The 16498-nt window shown below is 68.9% G+C and carries 17 protein-coding genes; 1 reads left to right on the forward strand and 16 read right to left on the reverse strand.

Going from position 1 to position 16498, the window contains the following annotated elements:
• Positions 1-266 precede the first annotated feature (266 nt).
• The 10 genes from tatC to ACZ6SQ_RS03470 form a co-directional block, all read right to left on the reverse strand.
• Positions 267-1211 carry a twin-arginine translocase subunit TatC gene (tatC, locus tag ACZ6SQ_RS03425; protein WP_469556271.1) on the reverse strand — a complete coding sequence of 315 codons (945 nt, stop codon included), beginning with the start codon at positions 1209-1211 and terminating at the stop codon, positions 267-269.
• A gap of 47 nt (positions 1212-1258) precedes the next feature.
• Positions 1259-1546 carry a Sec-independent protein translocase subunit TatA gene (gene tatA / locus ACZ6SQ_RS03430; RefSeq protein WP_389325872.1) on the reverse strand — a complete coding sequence of 96 codons (288 nt, stop codon included), beginning with the start codon at positions 1544-1546 and terminating at the stop codon, positions 1259-1261.
• 258 nt (positions 1547-1804) lie between these two features.
• A complete protein-coding gene (locus ACZ6SQ_RS03435; protein ID WP_469556275.1) occupies positions 1805-1999 on the reverse strand; it encodes a hypothetical protein in 195 nt (64 codons plus the stop codon).
• Between the two features lie 160 nt (positions 2000-2159).
• The gene (locus ACZ6SQ_RS03440) at positions 2160-2450 is read right to left on the reverse strand and encodes a hypothetical protein (protein WP_469556277.1); all 291 of its coding nucleotides are present in this window, start codon (positions 2448-2450) and stop codon (positions 2160-2162) included.
• A complete protein-coding gene (locus ACZ6SQ_RS03445) occupies positions 2447-3544 on the reverse strand; it encodes a helix-turn-helix transcriptional regulator (RefSeq protein WP_469556278.1) in 1098 nt (365 codons plus the stop codon). The genes ACZ6SQ_RS03440 and ACZ6SQ_RS03445 overlap by 4 nt, the downstream gene beginning before the upstream one ends.
• Before the next feature lie 18 nt (positions 3545-3562).
• A complete protein-coding gene (locus tag ACZ6SQ_RS03450; RefSeq protein WP_469556279.1) occupies positions 3563-4540 on the reverse strand; it encodes a helix-turn-helix transcriptional regulator in 978 nt (325 codons plus the stop codon).
• Between the two features lie 188 nt (positions 4541-4728).
• Positions 4729-5100 carry an FKBP-type peptidyl-prolyl cis-trans isomerase gene (locus ACZ6SQ_RS03455; RefSeq protein ID WP_386377095.1) on the reverse strand — a complete coding sequence of 124 codons (372 nt, stop codon included), beginning with the start codon at positions 5098-5100 and terminating at the stop codon, positions 4729-4731.
• An 88-nt stretch (positions 5101-5188) separates the two neighbouring features.
• A complete protein-coding gene (locus tag ACZ6SQ_RS03460) occupies positions 5189-6193 on the reverse strand; it encodes an FKBP-type peptidyl-prolyl cis-trans isomerase (RefSeq protein ID WP_469556282.1) in 1005 nt (334 codons plus the stop codon).
• 128 nt (positions 6194-6321) lie between these two features.
• On the reverse strand, positions 6322-7683 hold the full coding sequence (gene pafA, locus ACZ6SQ_RS03465) for a Pup--protein ligase (RefSeq protein WP_386377093.1): 1362 nt from the start codon (positions 7681-7683) through the stop codon (positions 6322-6324).
• A 9-nt stretch (positions 7684-7692) separates the two neighbouring features.
• Positions 7693-8952 (reverse strand): MFS transporter, encoded by a 1260-nt coding sequence (locus ACZ6SQ_RS03470; RefSeq protein WP_469556283.1) that lies wholly within the window; start codon positions 8950-8952, stop codon positions 7693-7695.
• Between the two features lie 140 nt (positions 8953-9092).
• On the opposite strand from ACZ6SQ_RS03470, the gene ACZ6SQ_RS03475 reads away from it, so the two are divergent.
• Positions 9093-10109 carry a LacI family DNA-binding transcriptional regulator gene (locus tag ACZ6SQ_RS03475; RefSeq protein WP_469556286.1) on the forward strand — a complete coding sequence of 339 codons (1017 nt, stop codon included), beginning with the start codon at positions 9093-9095 and terminating at the stop codon, positions 10107-10109.
• A gap of 143 nt (positions 10110-10252) precedes the next feature.
• On the opposite strand, the gene prcA is transcribed toward ACZ6SQ_RS03475, so the two are convergent.
• The 6 genes from prcA to arc all read right to left on the reverse strand — a co-directional run bounded on the left by prcA (position 10253) and on the right by arc (position 16433).
• Positions 10253-11002: a proteasome subunit alpha gene (gene prcA / locus ACZ6SQ_RS03480; protein WP_469556289.1), complete on the reverse strand. Its 750-nt coding sequence runs from the start codon at positions 11000-11002 to the stop codon at positions 10253-10255.
• A gap of 58 nt (positions 11003-11060) precedes the next feature.
• Complete coding sequence (prcB, locus tag ACZ6SQ_RS03485; RefSeq protein ID WP_469556290.1) at positions 11061-11906, reverse strand: proteasome subunit beta; 846 nt, start codon at positions 11904-11906, stop codon at positions 11061-11063.
• Positions 11858-12463 (reverse strand): endonuclease VII domain-containing protein, encoded by a 606-nt coding sequence (locus ACZ6SQ_RS03490; protein ID WP_469556294.1) that lies wholly within the window; start codon positions 12461-12463, stop codon positions 11858-11860. The genes prcB and ACZ6SQ_RS03490 overlap by 49 nt, the downstream gene beginning before the upstream one ends.
• A 43-nt stretch (positions 12464-12506) precedes the next feature.
• Positions 12507-12725, reverse strand: coding sequence for a ubiquitin-like protein Pup (locus ACZ6SQ_RS03495; RefSeq protein ID WP_031486664.1), 219 nt, complete (start codon positions 12723-12725; stop codon positions 12507-12509).
• Between the two features lie 197 nt (positions 12726-12922).
• The gene (dop, locus tag ACZ6SQ_RS03500) at positions 12923-14434 is read right to left on the reverse strand and encodes a depupylase/deamidase Dop (RefSeq protein ID WP_469556297.1); all 1512 of its coding nucleotides are present in this window, start codon (positions 14432-14434) and stop codon (positions 12923-12925) included.
• A gap of 232 nt (positions 14435-14666) precedes the next feature.
• Positions 14667-16433, reverse strand: a complete 1767-nt coding sequence (arc, locus tag ACZ6SQ_RS03505) for a proteasome ATPase (protein WP_386377086.1) — start codon at positions 16431-16433, stop codon at positions 14667-14669.
• Between the last annotated feature and the right edge of the window lie 65 nt (positions 16434-16498).

Here is a 16498-nt window from a genome sequence, read left to right on the forward strand (position 1 = left end):
GGCGATCTTCGCAGCTCAGGACCGTGCGACCGGTGCGCCGACCCGAGGCGCGCATCGACTGCGGGCCGACGGCCGGAGATGTTCACCGGCCGGAAACGCGCGACGCGGCAGCGGAGAGGGCCGCGGGAAGGGGATCGGCCCCGGGCTCGGGCGCGGGGGTGAGGAGGGCCGGAAACGCGAACGCGGCCGGTGGCGCCGCGCGGGCGCCCCGGCCGCGTGCCGCGGTGGGCCGGATCCAGGGGGCCGCGTTCGCGGCCCGCACGGGATCAGGTGACGTCGTCGTAGCCGTTGGCGCGTTCCGTGGTGGTCTGCTCGGGCAGCGCACGGCCGGCGTTGACCGACTCGACCCCGCCGACGTCCTCGGGGGTGAGATCGAGGTCGGAGGCCTCGTCGTCGCCGGGGCCCATGGCCTCGCGCAGACGCTTGCGCCGGTCGTTGAGGAGCGCGATGGCGGTGGCGGCGAAGTAGAGCACCCAGATCGGGGCGGCCAGGGCGAGCATCGTCAGCGGCTCGGTGCTCGGGGTGGCGACGGCGGCGAAGATCGTGATGCCCAGGATCATGCCGCGCCACCAGCCGAGCATGCGCTTGCCGGTGATCGCTCCGGTGAGGTTCAGCATCACCAGCAGCAGCGGCAGCTCGAAGGAGAGTCCGAAGACGATGACCATGCGGGTGACGAGGTCCAGCAGGTCGTCCAGCGGCAGCAGGTTGTCCACACCGAACGGCGTGAACTCGATCAGCACGTTCGCGGTGGTGGGCAGCACCGAGTAGGCGAAGTAGGCGCCCGCGAAGAACAGCGGGACACCGGTGGCCACGAACGCGTACGCGTACTTCTTCTCGTGGCGGTGCAGTCCCGGGGCGACGAACGCCCACAGCTGGTACAGCCACACCGGAGAGGCGAGCACGACGCCGGCCATCAGGGACACCTTCAGCGCCAGGGTGAAGGGCGCCAGCAGACCGTTGATCGTGATCTGCGCGCAGGGGCTGTCCTTCTCCTTCGCGAGCTCGCTGAACGAGTCGGGACACCCGACCGAGTCCAGGACCGGCTTGGTGAAGAAGTCGATGATGTCGTTGTAGAAGAAGGCGGCCACGACGGTGATGACGACGATGGCCAGCACTGCCTTGGCGAGCCGGTTGCGAAGCTCACGCAAGTGCTCCGCGAGGGGCATCCGCCCCTCGGGGTCCTTCTCCGTTTTGAAGGCAGGCTTCAGCAACCCACGTTCCCATCTCGTACGGCGGGCCGGAGGTCACCGGCCCCGCGTCAGCGCTTGGTGGAGTCCGTCGGCTCGTTGACCGGGCGGGAGCTGCTCACGTCGCCGGGAGAGGCCTGGATGACACGCTGCGCGGGGGCCTGCTCGTCGGGGTGCGGCGGGTCGGCCGGCGCGCTGGCCTTGCCGTCCTCCTTCATCGCCTTCGCCTCGCTCTTGAGGATGCGGGCGGACTTGCCGAGGGAGCGGGCCATGTCCGGAAGCTTCTTGGCGCCGAACAGCAGCAGGATGATGACGAGGATCAGGGTGATCTCAAGGGGGCCGATCTTGCCGCCGAACATATCTTTACCTTCTCACCGAGGCGTATGGGTAGGCGCTTGTCCGACCGATCGGACAAATGTCCGAACGATCGCCTTGTCAGCGATCGTAACGCTCGGGGGTGAACCTCAGGCAATCCCCGTGCGTACTCCCGGTTCGCGGTCCGGGCCTCGTTCTTCGGGCCGCGACCAGCAGCGTACCGTCCGCGCCTCAAGCCTCGACAGGGCGATACCACCCAAAACGCGTACAGCGCCGCGACTCACAGCCTCGCGCGGCGTTCCTCACAGCGAGTCGACAGCGCGCGCCGTGCGCACCGCCACCTGCTCCAGGTCCTCGGTGGCCTGTCCGATACGCCGCGCGGACTCGGTGACCTGTCTGCCCAGACGCTGCGCCTCCAGGAACACCCGCACCGCGAGCACCCCGAGGACGACGACACCGAGGAAACCCACCACAACCGCGAACATCGGCCAGAACATGACGTCGAGATTAGAGGGTCCCGGGGCCTCCCCGTCAGCCAGGGCCTTCCCGCCGGACGTCGAGACCGGAGGACCCGGGGGTCTCCCCGTCGGCCAGGGCCGCCCGTGCCCATGGCTCCCCGGCAGCGCTTCGACGGAGTCGTCCGCCCCCGACAGGCCCCTAGGGCGCGTGCAGCCGCAGCGTCCGCACGCCGCCGCCGGTCAGCAGCTCCACGATCCGCTCGCCCGCGGGTTTGCGCACCGCCGCCCCGCAGTCCGGGCAGGTGAAGGAGTAGAAGGTGGTGCGGCTGGAGGCGCCGATGGCCAGGCGCAGAGCACCGGCTCCGAGCTCGAAGAGGCCCCGGCAGTCGGGGCAGCCGGCCCGGAACATCACCGGCGCCACGTTTCTCATCCCGGCGAACGCGGCCGCCACCGACATGCCCATGACTCCGGAGGACATCGACTCGCTCAAAGCTGCTGCTCCTGCCTGTCGAGGGGCTCGCCGGAGGCATGCTCACCGTCGCCGGAGCCGCGCCCGGCCGCCGGGCGCGGTGCGTCGGCCGTGCCGAGACCGTCCCGCGTCTCCAGACCGTCGTAGGCCGCGAGGGCCTCGGCGGCCGCGCGGCGGGCGCTGTCGGCGAGGTCGGCCGGCGCGAGGATGCGGCCGTCGGCGCCCAGGCGCAGGGCCAGCCGCTTGAGGGAGGCCGGGTCAGGGGTGCGCAGGCTGATGCGCAGACCGCCGTCGGGCAGTTCCTCGGCGCTGTCGTGCGGGTAGTACTCGGCGACCCAGCGCCCGCCAGGACCGACCTCGACCACGACCTCCGGGTCCTCGGCGGCGGGCTGCACCAGCGCCTCGGACAGGTCGCGCAGCTCGATCTCCGGCGGCGCCGACGGCTCGTCGAGGATGCGGATCTCCGCGACCCGGTCCAGGCGGAAGGTGCGGCGCGCCTCCGAGCGGCGGCACCACGCCTCCACATAGGTGTGACCGACGCTGACCAGACGGATCGGGTCGATCTCGCGCTCGGTGACCTCGTCGCGCGCCGGGGAGTAGTAGCGGATCCACAGCCGGCGCCGCTCGGAGATGGCCCGGTCGACATCGGCGAAGACACCGCCCTCGGACTCGAAGGTCACCGACAGCCGGGAACTGGCGCCCGCCACCTCGCCGGCCGCGGCCTCCACCTTGGCGGTCGCCCGCAGCAGCGCCTGCCGGTCGCTCTCGCGCAGCCCCGGCAGCGTGGCCACCGCGCGCGCGGCGACCAGCAGCGCGGTCGCCTCGTCGGCGGCCAGCCGCAGCGGCTCGGCGGCGTCCGCGCCGAGCGCGGCCGGGTTGTGCCACCAGATGCGCTCGCCGTCGGTGTCGATGTCGAGCAGGTCGCCGCCGCGGAAACTCGTGCCGCACATCGGCAGCACGTCGAGGTCGGAGACCAGTTCGTCCTCGGTGATGCCGAAGGCGCGCGCGACGTCCTCCACGCGTGCGCCCGGACGCTCCCGCAGATACGTCACCAGCGACAGCATCCGCCGTGTCTGGTCGATGGCGTTCGTGGGCCTGACCGGTTTACCTGCCACGTTCTTGCCCGCTCCCCCTCAGCCCTTGGCCACGGCACGCAGCCGGTCCACGACATCGCCCCGCAGCTCGGCGGGCTCCAGCACCACCACGTCCGGACCGAACTCCACCAGCCAGGCATCGAGCCCGTGTCCGTACGGAATCTCCAACTCGTCCCAGCCGTCCCCGAGTTCCCGCACGGCCGTGGCCTTCGCCCGAAGGGGGTACCCGGCCCCCTGACGCAGCCGGATCAGCGCACTGCGGTCGGCGGTCTCCCCCGCCCAGCTCGCGACGGTCTCCCGGACGGTGACCACGTCCGGCACGGGCGCGGTGAAGCGGGCGGCACGGCTGCGGACCCGGCCGGTGATCCGCGACAGCCTGAAGACCCGCTCGGCGCCACGGTCCCGGTCGAAGCCGGCCAGGTACCAGTGGCCGCGCCAGCACTCCAGCGCCCACGGCTCCACCTGACGGGTCTCGGGCTGGGCGGCGTTGGCCTTGCGGTAGTCGAAGACGACCGGGCGGCGGTCGCGGCAGGCCAGCATCAGCGGCTCGAAGGCCGCCTCGTGCACGGGGATGCGCGGTTCCAGCGCGCCGTGCGCCTCATAGGGGTCGACGTCCTCGGGCAGGCCCGCCGCGCGCAGCTTCTGCAGTGCGCCGCTGGCCGCGCCGGCGAGGCGCGCCTGCTGCCACACCTTGGCCGCGAGCCCGAGGGCCGCGGCCTCCTCGGCGTCCAGGGTGATGGGCGGCAGCCGGTTGGAGTCGCGGCGGGCGAGATAGCCGACCTCGCCGTCGAGGTTCTCCACGGTCTCGATGACCAGGCCCAGCTCGCGCAGATCGTCCTTGTCCCGCTCGAACATGCGGTTGAAGGAGTCTTCGCTGCCCGCCGCGCCCGTGTCCGGCCGGAAGGCCTCGACATAGGCCTCGATGGAGTCCCGCAGCTCACGCTTGCTGAGCGGCCGCCGCGTCCCGAGCAGACACAGCGCCAGGTTCATCAGCCGCTCGGCCTTGGCAATGGCCATCGATGCCCTTCGCCTTCTTTTTGGTGCTTCCGACCGATGACCGTACCGCCCCGCGGTCCCCCGGCAAAAGCCGAGGGCCCATGCCCGGACAGGCATGGACCCCAGGTGATCGACTCCGGTCGGACCGGGCGCACTCGTCGTACGACGACCGCACCACGACCGGACTCATCAGAACTCCGGTACGACGATCAGACCGAGACCAGGTCGCAGACGAAGATCAGCGTCTCGCCGGGCCCGATCTTGCCACCGGCACCACGGTCGCCGTACGCCAGGTGCGGCGGGATGATCAGCTGACGGCGGCCGCCGACCTTCATGCCCTGCACACCCTTGTCCCAGCCGGGGATGACCTGGCCGACACCGAGCTGGAAACGCAGCGGAGTGCCACGGTTCCAGGACGCGTCGAACTCCTCACCCGTGGAGAAGGCCACGCCCACGTAGTGCACGGCGACACTGTCGCCCGCCTTCGCCTCCGGGCCGTCGCCCTCCCACAGGTCCTTGATCTCAAGGTCCTTCGGGGGCTCGCCGCCCGGGAAGTCGACCTCGGGCTTGTCGATGCTCACGTCAAAAGCTCCTGCTTGTCTACGAACACAGCAACCCGCCCAGTCTTTCATCCCGCGAGGCAGGACGCCCGCGACGGGGGCCGCGACATCACATCTTGGCGAGGATGTCGACCGAGAACACCAGCGTCGCACCCTTCTCGATCCCACTGCCCTGCGGCGGGTTGTCGCCGTACCCCAGCTCCGGCGGGATCACGATCAGCACCCGGCTGCCCACCTTCTTGCCCGTCAGCCCCTGCGACCAGCCCTTCACCACCTGCTGCAGCGAGAACGACGTCAGAGCCTGACGGCTGTACGTGGAGTCGAACTCCTTGCCGTTCGACCACTGCACACCCTTGTACTGCACCAGCACGGCGTCCTCGGCACCGACCTCCGCGCCGTCACCCTCGATGACATAATTCGCCACCAGCTTCTTCGGCGCGTCCGCCTCGGGCACCTCGATCGACGGCGCCTTGCCGTCCGTGTTCGTCCCCACCTTCGGCAGCGCCGCGTCGTCCTGCGCCACGTCCTCGCCCTTGGCGGAGCTCTTCGCGTTGAACGTCGCCTGGATGTCCACCACGAACACCAGCGTGTCCGTGCCCTTGATACCCGCCTGCGCATTGCCCTGCTTGCCGTAACCCCAGGTCGGCGGCACCGCCATCAGCACCCGGCTGCCGGCCTTCTTGCCCGGCAGCGCATACCGCCAGCCGTCGATGATGCTGCCCTGCGCCAGCTGGATCACCAGCGGCGTCCCACGGTCGTAGGAGTTGTCGAAGACCTTCGCCGTGGACCAGATCTGACCCAGGTAGTTCGCCTGGATGTAGTCGTTCTCCGCGACCGTCTGGCCACCGCCCGCGATCACCGTCTTCACCGCCAGCTGGTCCGACGGCTCACCCGGACCCTTCGCCACCGTCGGCTTCTCGTCGAACTTCACACCCGCCGTGATCGCCGGCAGCGGACCGTCCACGATCTTCGGCGCCGAGGTGTTCGGCGCCCCCGGATCGGACGGCGACGCGCTGGGGCTCTCCTTGCTCGAATCGGGCTTGTCGTCACCACAACCGGCGATTGTGACCAGTCCCGCGGGAACAGCGGCAAGGATGAGAGAGCGTCGGCGCACGGTGGGGGCCTCGTAATCGAATCGATCTTCCGGATGGGCGTGCGCGCAACTCTACGGCGTGAGAAGGGCGCCGTACGAGGAACGTACGGCGCCCGTGTGGCGTTCCGGCACGAACCGGAACCCCCTGCTCACATTCCGGCGATCAGCTTCTCCACCCGGTCGTCCACCGAACGGAACGGGTCCTTGCACAACACCGTGCGCTGCGCCTGGTCGTTCAGCTTCAGGTGCACCCAGTCCACCGTGAAGTCACGGCGCTGCTCCTGAGCCCGGCGGATGAAGTCGCCCCGCAGCCGCGCCCGAGTCGTCTGCGGCGGAACCGACTTGCCCTCGAAGATCTTCAAGTCGTTGCAGATCCGCGCCGCTTGACCCTTGCGCTCCAGCAGGTAGTACAGCCCACGACGACGGTGGATGTCGTGGTACGCGAGGTCTATCTGCGCCACCCGCGGATGCGACATCGTCATGTTGTTCTTCGCCCGGTACCGCTCGATGAGCTTGTACTTCATCACCCAGTCGATCTCGGTGCCGATCCGGTCCAGATCCTCACTCTCGATCGAGTCCAGCGTGCGGCCCCACAGCTCCAGCACCTGCTCCACCGTGCCGGTACGGATGCCACGCCGCTCGCAGAAGTCCACGGCCTTCTCGAAGTACTCGCGCTGCACCTCCAGCGCCGACGCCTCCCGGCCGCTCGCCAGACGCACCTTGCGCCGGCCCGTGATGTCATGACTGACCTCACGGATCGCCCGGATCGGATTCTCCAGCGTCAGATCCCGCATCACCGTGCCCGCCTCGATCATGCGCAGCACCAGATCGGTCGCACCGACCTTCAGCAGCATCGTCGTCTCGGACATGTTCGAGTCGCCCACGATGACATGCAGCCGGCGGTACCGCTCCGCGTCCGCGTGCGGCTCGTCACGGGTGTTGATGATCGGCCGGGAACGCGTCGTCGCCGACGACACGCCCTCCCAGATGTGCTCCGCCCGCTGGCTCACGCAGTACACCGCACCACGCGGCGTCTGGAGCACCTTGCCCGCGCCGCACAACAACTGGCGCGTCACCAGGAACGGAATGAGAATGTCCGCCAGCCGGGAGAACTCCCCGTGCCGGGCCACCAGATAGTTCTCGTGGCACCCGTAGGAGTTACCCGCCGAGTCGGTGTTGTTCTTGAACAGGTAGACGTCGCCCGCGATTCCTTCCTCGTGCAGGCGTCGTTCCGCGTCCACCAGAAGTCCTTCGAGAATGCGCTCCCCGGCCTTGTCGTGAGTGACCAGTTCGGTCACATTGTCACACTCGGGTGTCGCGTATTCCGGGTGTGACCCCACGTCCAGATAGAGACGAGCGCCGTTCCGCAGAAACACATTGCTACTGCGGCCCCATGACACGACACGGCGGAAGAGGTACCGAGCCACCTCGTCAGGCGACAGACGGCGCTGTCCCCTGAACGTGCACGTGACGCCGTACTCGTTCTCCAGCCCGAAAATGCGGCGGTCCATGACTGAACATTACGCCCGATCCCCTGAACTGAAACGGGGTTCGGCAGCACGATCTGGATCATTTTCCGATGAAGCCGCAACGACCCCACCCCGCGCCGGAGCTGCGAGGACCCGCCCCGTCGCCACCAGGACCAGCAACGACACCGCCCCCGCGACCCCCGGAACCGCGAACCCCCACACCGTCCCGCCCCACTCCACGACCGGCCCCGCGAGCCCCGTACCCACCGACGCACCCACCGTGAACGTCGTCACCAGCCACGAGAACGCCTCCGTCACCGTCCCCCGCGGCGCATGCCGGTCCACGATCACGAACGCACACGCGATCGCCGGCGCCAGAAACACACCCGACACCGCCGCCAGCCCCGTCATCGCCACCGCACCCGGCATCAGCATCAACGGCAGATAACACACCGCCAGAAGCCCCACCAGCACCCGCAGTCGCCGCTCCGGCGCACCCGCCCACCGCCGCGCCCCGTACACCGCACCGCCCAGCAGAGCGCCCAGCCCCAGCGCCGCCATCAGCCAGCCGTACACCGCGTCACCACCGTGCCCGTCCGCGTACGACATCGCCGCCACCGTGATGGACCCCAGCGCCACCCCCACGAACAGGAACGCCCCCAGCAGCGCCAGCAGCCCCGGCGAACGCAGCGCGCCCAGCCAGTGCGCCTCCCGCGGCGCCGAGCGCCACGCCCGCGAAGGCCCCGACAGCACCACCGACAGCGCCCCCAGCACCCCGACCAGGTTCAGCACCAGCACCGCCGCCTGCGCCGACCACACCGACACACCCAGCGTCAGCAGCAGCGGGCCGACCGTGAACATCACCTCCTGCGCCACCGCGTCCATCGCGTACGCCGTGTGCACCTGGTCCTCACGGCGCAGCACGGAAGGCCACAGGGCCCGCAGACCGCCCTCCAGCGGCGGCGTGAACAGACCCGACAGCGCCACCGCCACGTAGGCGAGCGCCAGCGGATCCAGCCCCGTCAGCACGAAGGCCGCCATCGCCAGCGCCGACAGCACCGCCGAGGGCAGCTGCACCCGCGGCTGCCCGTGCAGATCCACCAGCCGCCCCAGCACCGGCTGGCCCACCGCGTTCGCCACGCCGTACGCCGCCGCGAGGCCGCCCGCCAGGCTGTACGAGCCGCCCTCGGCCCGCACGAACAGCACGATCGCGATCGCCGCCGTGGCGTTCGGCAGCCGCCCCACCAGCGTCCCCACCAGCAGCCGGGCGGCGTGTCGCGCCCTGAGGATCTCCAGGTACCCCGCGGCCATGATCCGCCTCTCCGGCTGAAGTTTTACGTATAACGTCCTCCGTCATACGTACCATGTGCGCTGTTCACCCGTCCATACGACGAAGGTCCCCACCCACCCGCCACACGGCGCACGACCCCCAGAAACGGAGCACCCGGACGGTGGCAACCGGCACCCCACGCCCCACCAGCCGCGACGTCGCCCAGGCCGCCGGCGTCTCCCAGGCCGCCGTCTCCCTCGTCCTCGGCGACAAATGGCGCGGCCGCGTCTCCGAAGCCACCGCCGCCCGCGTCCGCCAGGCCGCCCAGGACCTCGGCTACCGCCCCAACCTCGCCGCCCGCAACCTCCGCCTGGGCCGCACCCGCACCGTCCTCCTCGTCGTCCCCGCCCTCACCACCGAATTCTTCGCCGGCGTCTACACCGGCGCCGCCCGCGTCGCCGCCGCCCACGGCTTCGGCCTCGTCCTCTACCCCTCCCCCGAAGGCATCGGCCCCGCCCGCGACCCCTTCGCCTCCGCCCAGGCCGCCCTCGACGGCATCATCGCCTCCTCCATGGCCGCCGACGCCCTCACCGCCCTGCGCGGCGACCAGCTCCCCCTCGTCATGCTCGACAGCGACCCCCAGGGCAGCCACGGCGCCACCACCGTCAACCTCGACATCACCGACGGCATCCGCCAGATCACCGACCACCTCGTCGGCCTCGGCCACCGCCACATCCTGCACCTCGCCGCCGACATCCCCTCCTGGACCTTCGAGATCCGCGCCCGAGAACTCGCCGACCTCCTCACCCGCCACCCCGGCACCACCCTGCGCACCACCCGCACCCCCCTCACCATCGACGCCGCCCGCACCGCCGCCGAGACCGCCCTCACCGCCCCCGGCCCCCGCCCCACCGCCGTCATCTGCGACGACGACCTCCTCGCCGCCGGCACCTACAAAGCCGCCCGCCGCCTCGGCCTGCGCATCCCCGACGACCTCTCCGTCACCGGCATCGACGACCTCGGCCTCGCCACCGCCATCGACCCCGAGCTCACCACCGTCCGCCTCGACGCCGAACTCTTCGGCGAACACGGCATGCGCGCCCTCCTCGCCGTCCTCGAAGGCCACCAGGCCGACCGCGGCGACATCCCCGTCCAACTCGTCGTCCGCGCCTCCACAGCGCCCCCACCACGCCCCTGAGACGCCGGAAGCCCCACGCCTGACAAAGGCGCGGGGCATCCCGAAACACATCCGAGGCCGGCATCGGTACGGCCGACGGTCAGTGCGGCCGATGACCGGTACAGCCAGCGGTCAGTACGGCCGACGGTCTGTACGGCAGGCGGTCAGCTCTCCTCCGAGGAACCCTCCTCCTCGGACTCCTCCACCGCCGCACCCTCCTGCTCCAGCAACCGCTCCAGCTGACCACCCTGGATCCGCCGGAACTTCCGCTTCTGCGGCCGCGTACGGTCCAGAACCGCCACCTCCAGCCGCTCGGCCGGAATCTCCCGCTGCGTACCGTTCGACTCCCGCGACAACGCCTGCACCGCCAGCTTCAACGCCGACGCCAGACTCATCCCGTCCTCATGCCGCTGATCCAGATAGTTGCTGATCAGCTCCGCATTGCCACCGACCGCCACCGAACCGTGCTCGTCCACGATCGACCCGTCGTGCGGCAACCGGTAGATCTGGTCCGACTCCGGCGTCTCGCCGACCTCGGCCACCACCAGCTCCACCTCGTACGGCTTCTCCCCCACACTCGAGAAGATCGTGCCCAGCGTCTGCGCGTACACATTCGCCAGACCACGCGCCGTCACGTCGTCACGGTCATAGGTGTAACCCCGCAGATCGGCATACCGCACACCACCGATCCGCAGATTCTCGTACTCGTTGTACTTACCGGCGGCCGCGAAACCGATCCGGTCATAGATCTCGCTGAACTTGTGCAGCGCACGGGACGGGTTCTCACCGACGAACACGATGCCGTCGGCAAACTGCAGCACGACCAGGCTGCGGCCCCGGGCAATGCCCTTACGGGCATACTCCGCCCGGTCCGCCATCGCCTGCTGAGGTGAGACATAGAACGGCGTCGACACCGGTTATCCGTCCCTTTCTGTCGAAATCACTCGATCACCTTGCACAACCGACGGCCCGCTACAGCAGCGCGGCCCGCGGACCGTCCGGCTCCTGAAGCCGACGCTCCAGCACCGAACGCGCGATCTGCGAGGCCTCGTCCTCCGTCAGCCGACGGAAACCGTCCTCCGTGATCACGGTGATGATCGGATAGATCCGGCGAGCGACATCGGGACCACCCGTCGCCGAGTCGTCGTCGGCCGCGTCGTACAGCGCCTGCACGACCAGCGTCGTCGCCTGCTCCTCACTCAGGTCGTCCCGGAACAGCTTCTTCATCGCCCCACGAGCGAAGATCGAACCCGAACCCGTGGAGGCGTAACCCTGCTCCTCGGAACGCCCACCCGTCACGTCGTACGAGAAGATCCGCCCCTTGCCCCGGTCCACATCGAACCCGGCAAACAGCGGCACCACGGCCAGACCCTGCATCGCCATGCCCAGATTCGACCGGATCATCGTCGACAGCCGGTTCGCCTTGCCTTCCAGCGACAGCTGCGCGCCCTCGACCTTCTCGAAGTGCTCCAGTTCCAGCTGGAACAGCTTCACCATCTCCACGGCCAGACCGGCCGTGCCGGCGATACCCACCGCCGAGTACTCGTCCGCCGGGAACACCTTCTCGATGTCCCGCTGAGCGATCATGTTCCCCATGGTCGCTCGCCGGTCACCGGCGAGCACCACCCCGCCGGGGAACGTGACCCCGACGATCGTGGTCCCGTGCGGCGCCTCGACCACGCCCTTCACGGGCGGCAGCTGCCTCTTCCCCGGCAGCAGCTCCGGCTGGTGCTCGGAGAGGAAGTCCATGAACGAGGAGGACCCAGGCGTCAGGAAGGCAGCTGGTAGACGCCCGGTGCTACGAGTGTTGGCTTCCACGCGATTCCTTCCACATATGCTGCAGCCCGCCTCATGACGTCGGGCCGATCCTTGAACTGCCCCAGCGCGGCATTACAGCTGAAGCACAGTACGCCTCGGACCCTACCCGTCTTGTGGCAGTGATCCACATGTTCCGGGAGAGCCGCCAGACAGATGCAGCAGACGCCCCCTTGAGAGGCGAGCAGCTCGTCCCGCTCGGCTTCCGTCATGCCGTACTGACGCTTCAGATGGCCTTGCCGTCCCTGGACGGCGCGGCACGTCTTGCAGCGCGTGGACAGACCGTCGGACGCACTCGCATTGCGATGCCACTCACTGTGCGGCTTCACCTCACCGCACGTCCGGCAGAGCTTGTGCCCGGGCGGGACGTCCACCCTTTCCCGCACGGGCTTGCCGATGGCCTCCCGGCGGCGCCGGTAGTGCTGGGCGCTGTACTCCGCCACGCACTCCCGGCACCGCGTCTGAAGGCCATCGCGCCGATTCCTGTCGCGCGCGAACGCGCTGAGCGGCACTCTCCGCCCGCATCCGCTGCACGGCTTGTCGGGCGTTTCGTCAGCCATCCCCCGCCACCTTCACTTCGAAGGCAATGCGACCCGATAGCCTTTACTCGCCGCCTTTTTGCACGAAGCTTCGAACGAAATCCTCGGCATTTTCCTCGAGTACGTCATCGATTTCGTCGAGAACGGAGTCCACGTCGTCGCTCAGCTTCTCGTGGCGCTCCTTGAGGTCCTCGGAAGCCTGTGCCTCCGCCGCCTGCTCCTCGACCTCTTCAGTAGAGCGCGTGGCCTTCTGCTGGCCGCCGCCGGTGTCCTTGGTCGCCATAACCCTCACCCCGCTCTGTTGCCCGACATGGTCGGCAGTTCGGCTTTGCTGCCGATCGGTGATGATCAGACCCTACAAGCCGGGTCCGACATCGGCCCCGCGTTTGTTCAACGTTCCGGGGCCATCTCGATGATTCCCTCGCGCCGGGATTTCCACCCCGGTCGCGGGGTCCGGTCCAGTGGTGCTCGACCGGTGTTTCAGTTGCCCGAGAGCACCCTGACCAGCTCTTCCGCGGTGCGGCAGCGGTCGAGGAGCTCCTTGACGTGATTTCGCGTTCCGCGTAGCGGTTCCAGGGTTGGGACGCGCTGGAGGGAGTCGCGGCCGGGGAGGTCGAAGATGACCGAGTCCCAGGAGGCCGCGGCCACGTCGTCGGCGTACTGGTCGAGGCAGCGGCCTCGGAAGTAGGCGCGGGTGTCCTCGGGAGGCGAGGACTTGGCCCGCTCGACCTCCGTCTCGTCCAGGAGGCGTTTCATGCGGCCGCGGGCGACGAGGCGGTTGTAGAGGCCCTTCTCGGCCCGTACGTCGGCGTACTGGAGGTCGACGAGGTGGAGGCGGGCGGCGTCCCAGTCGAGGCCGTCGCGGCGGCGGTAGCCCTCCATGAGTTCGCGTTTGGCGACCCAGTCGAGTTCGCCGGCGAGGCTCATGGGGTCGTTCTCGAGCCGGGTGAGGGTGTCCTCCCAGCGGGCGAGGACGTCCTTGGTCTGGTCGTCGGCGTCGGCGCCGAAGCGTTCCTCGACGTACTTGCGGGAGAGTTCGAAGTACTCCATCTGGAGTTGTACGGCGGTGAGTGTGCGGCCGCTGCGGAGGGTGACGAGCCGCTTGAGCGAGGGGTCGTGGCTGACCTGGTGGAGGGTGCGGACGGGCTGGTCCACGGCGAGGTCGACGGCGATGAAGCCGTCCTCGATCATCGACAGGACGAGGGCGGTGGTGCCCAGCTTGAGGTAGGTCGAGATCTCGGAGAGGTTGGCGTCGCCGATGATCACGTGCAGGCGGCGGTACTTCTCGGCGTCGGCGTGGGGTTCGTCGCGGGTGTTGATGATGGGGCGTTTGAGGGTGGTCTCCAGTCCGACCTCGACCTCGAAGTAGTCGGCGCGCTGGCTGAGCTGGAAGCCGTGTTCGTGGCCGTCCTGGCCGATGCCGACGCGGCCGGCTCCGGCGAAGACCTGGCGGCTGACGAAGAAGGGCGTGAGGTGGCGCACGATGTCGGAGAAGGCGGTTTCCCGCTTCATCAGGTAGTTCTCGTGCGTGCCGTAGGAGGCGCCCTTGTTGTCGGTGTTGTTCTTGTAGAGGTGGATGGGCTGGGCGCCGGGGAGCGCTGCGGCGCGTTCGGCGGCTTCGGCCATGATGCGTTCGCCGGCCTTGTCCCAGAGGACGGCGTCGCGGGGGTTGGTGACCTCGGGGGCGCTGTATTCGGGGTGGGCGTGGTCGACGTAGAGCCGGGCGCCGTTGGTGAGGATGACGTTGGCCAGGCCGATGTCCTCGTCGGTGAGCTGGCTGGAGTCGGCGGCTTCGCGGGCGAGGTCGAAGCCTCGCGCGTCACGGAGCGGGTTCTCCTCCTCGAAGTCCCAGCGGGCCCGGCGGGCCCGGTGCATCGCCGCGGCGTAGGCGTTGACGATCTGGGACGAGGTGAGCATGGCATTGGCGTTGGGGTGGCCGGGGACGGAGATGCCGTACTCCGTCTCGATGCCCATTACTCGCCGTACGGTCATGCGGCCCTCCTTGCCCGGCGGCGTCCTCGGTCGTGGGCGCCGCTCACGTACCGCTGGCGCTGGGTTGCGTGTGCGGTGCCCGTCCCCGCACTGCGCGACTCGGCGGTACCGAAGAGCCTAGAACGGCTCTGCGCTGGTGTGGAGATCATTTGCGTCTTTGGCCTGTCCGGCTGTGCCCGGAAAGCAGTCGGCTGCGGGTACCCGGTGGTGGGCACCCGCAGCCGCCCTGTTCTTACAGGTACTGTCCGGTGTTGGCCACCGTGTCGATGGAGCGTCCGGTGTCCGCGCCCTGCTTTCCGGTGATGAGGGTACGGATGTAGACGATCCGCTCGCCCTTCTTTCCGGAGATCCTGGCCCAGTCGTCGGGGTTGGTGGTGTTGGGCAGGTCTTCGTTCTCCTTGAACTCGTCCACGCATGCCTGGAGGAGGTGGGAGACGCGGAGGCCCTTTGCGTTGTGGTCGAGGAAGTCCTTGATCGCCATCTTCTTGGCGCGGCCCACGATGTTCTCGATCATGGCGCCGGAGTTGAAGTCCTTGAAGTAGAGGACTTCCTTGTCGCCGTTGGCGTAGGTGACCTCCAGGAAGCGGTTCTCCTCGGATTCCGCGTACATGTGCTCGACGGCCGTCTGGATCATGCTTTCGACGGTGGTCGTCTTGCTGCCGCCGTGCTCGCCGACGTCGTCGGCGTGCAGGGGGAGGCGTTCGGTGAGGTACTTGCCGAAGATGTCCTTGGCGGCTTCGGCGTCGGGGCGCTCGATCTTGATCTTCACGTCGAGCCGGCCGGGGCGCAGGATGGCGGGGTCGATCATGTCCTCGCGGTTGGAGGCGCCGATCACGACCACGTTCTGCAGGCCTTCGACACCGTCGATCTCGGCGAGCAGCTGGGGGACGATGGTGTTCTCCACGTCCGAGCTGACTCCGGAGCCGCGAGTGCGGAAGAGGGATTCCATCTCGTCGAAGAAGACGATGACGGGGGTGCCCTCGCTGGCCTTCTCACGGGCTCGCTGGAAGACGAGCCGGATCTGGCGCTCGGTCTCGCCGACGTATTTGTTGAGGAGCTCGGGGCCCTTGATGTTGAGGAAGAAGCTCTTGCCGGCGGCCTGGCCGGTGACCTCGGCGACCTTTTTGGCCAGTGAGTTGGCGACGGCCTTGGCGATGAGCGTCTTTCCGCATCCGGGGGGTCCGTAGAGCAGGACGCCCTTGGGCGGGCGCAGTTCGTGCTCCTTGAAGAGGTCCGGGTAGAGGTACGGCAGCTCGACCGCGTCGCGGATGGCTTCGATCTGGCCGCCGAGGCCGCCGATCTGCTCGTAGCCGATGTCGGGGACTTCTTCGAGAACGAGTTCTTCGACCTCGCTCTTGGGGACGATCTCGTAGACGTAGCCGGAGCGGGGTTCGAGCAGGAGGGCGTCGCCGGGGCGGATGGTGACGTCCAGCAGCGGCTCGGCGAGCCGTACCACCCGTTCCTCGTCGGTGTGCCCGAGCACGAGGGCTCGTTCGCCGTCCTCGAGGATCTCCTTGAGGGTGACGATGTCTCCGACGCGCTCGTACGCCATGGCTTCGACCACGTTGAGCGCTTCGTTGAGCATGACTTCCTGGCCGCGCCTGAGGTCGTCGAGTTCGACGCTCGGGCTGACGTTGACCCGGAGTTTGCGGCCGCCGGTGAAGATGTCGGCGGTGCCGTCCTCGTTGGCTTCCAGGAACACTCCGAAGCCGGCCGGTGGCTGTGCGAGCCGGTCGACTTCTTCCTTGAGGGCCACGATCTGGTCGCGGGCCTCACGGAGGGTGTTGGCGAGTCGCTCGTTCTGGGCGGACACGCCGGCCAGGTTGGTCTGCAGCTCGACGATCCGCTCTTCGAGAATCCTCGTGTGTCGCGGAGAGTCGGCGAGCTTACGTCGCAGGACGGCGATCTCCTGCTCAAGGTAGGCAATCTGCCCGGCGGGGTCGTCGGACCCTCGTCCCGGGCGGATGCCGCGGTTCATGTCGTCGTCGTGGGCTGCCACGGTCCTCACCTCCTCCAAGGGGAGCTGGACGCTTCCAGACCCTACCTGGGTGGGTGTCGATTGAA

The organism is Streptomyces sp. NPDC048600, assembly GCF_055587025.1.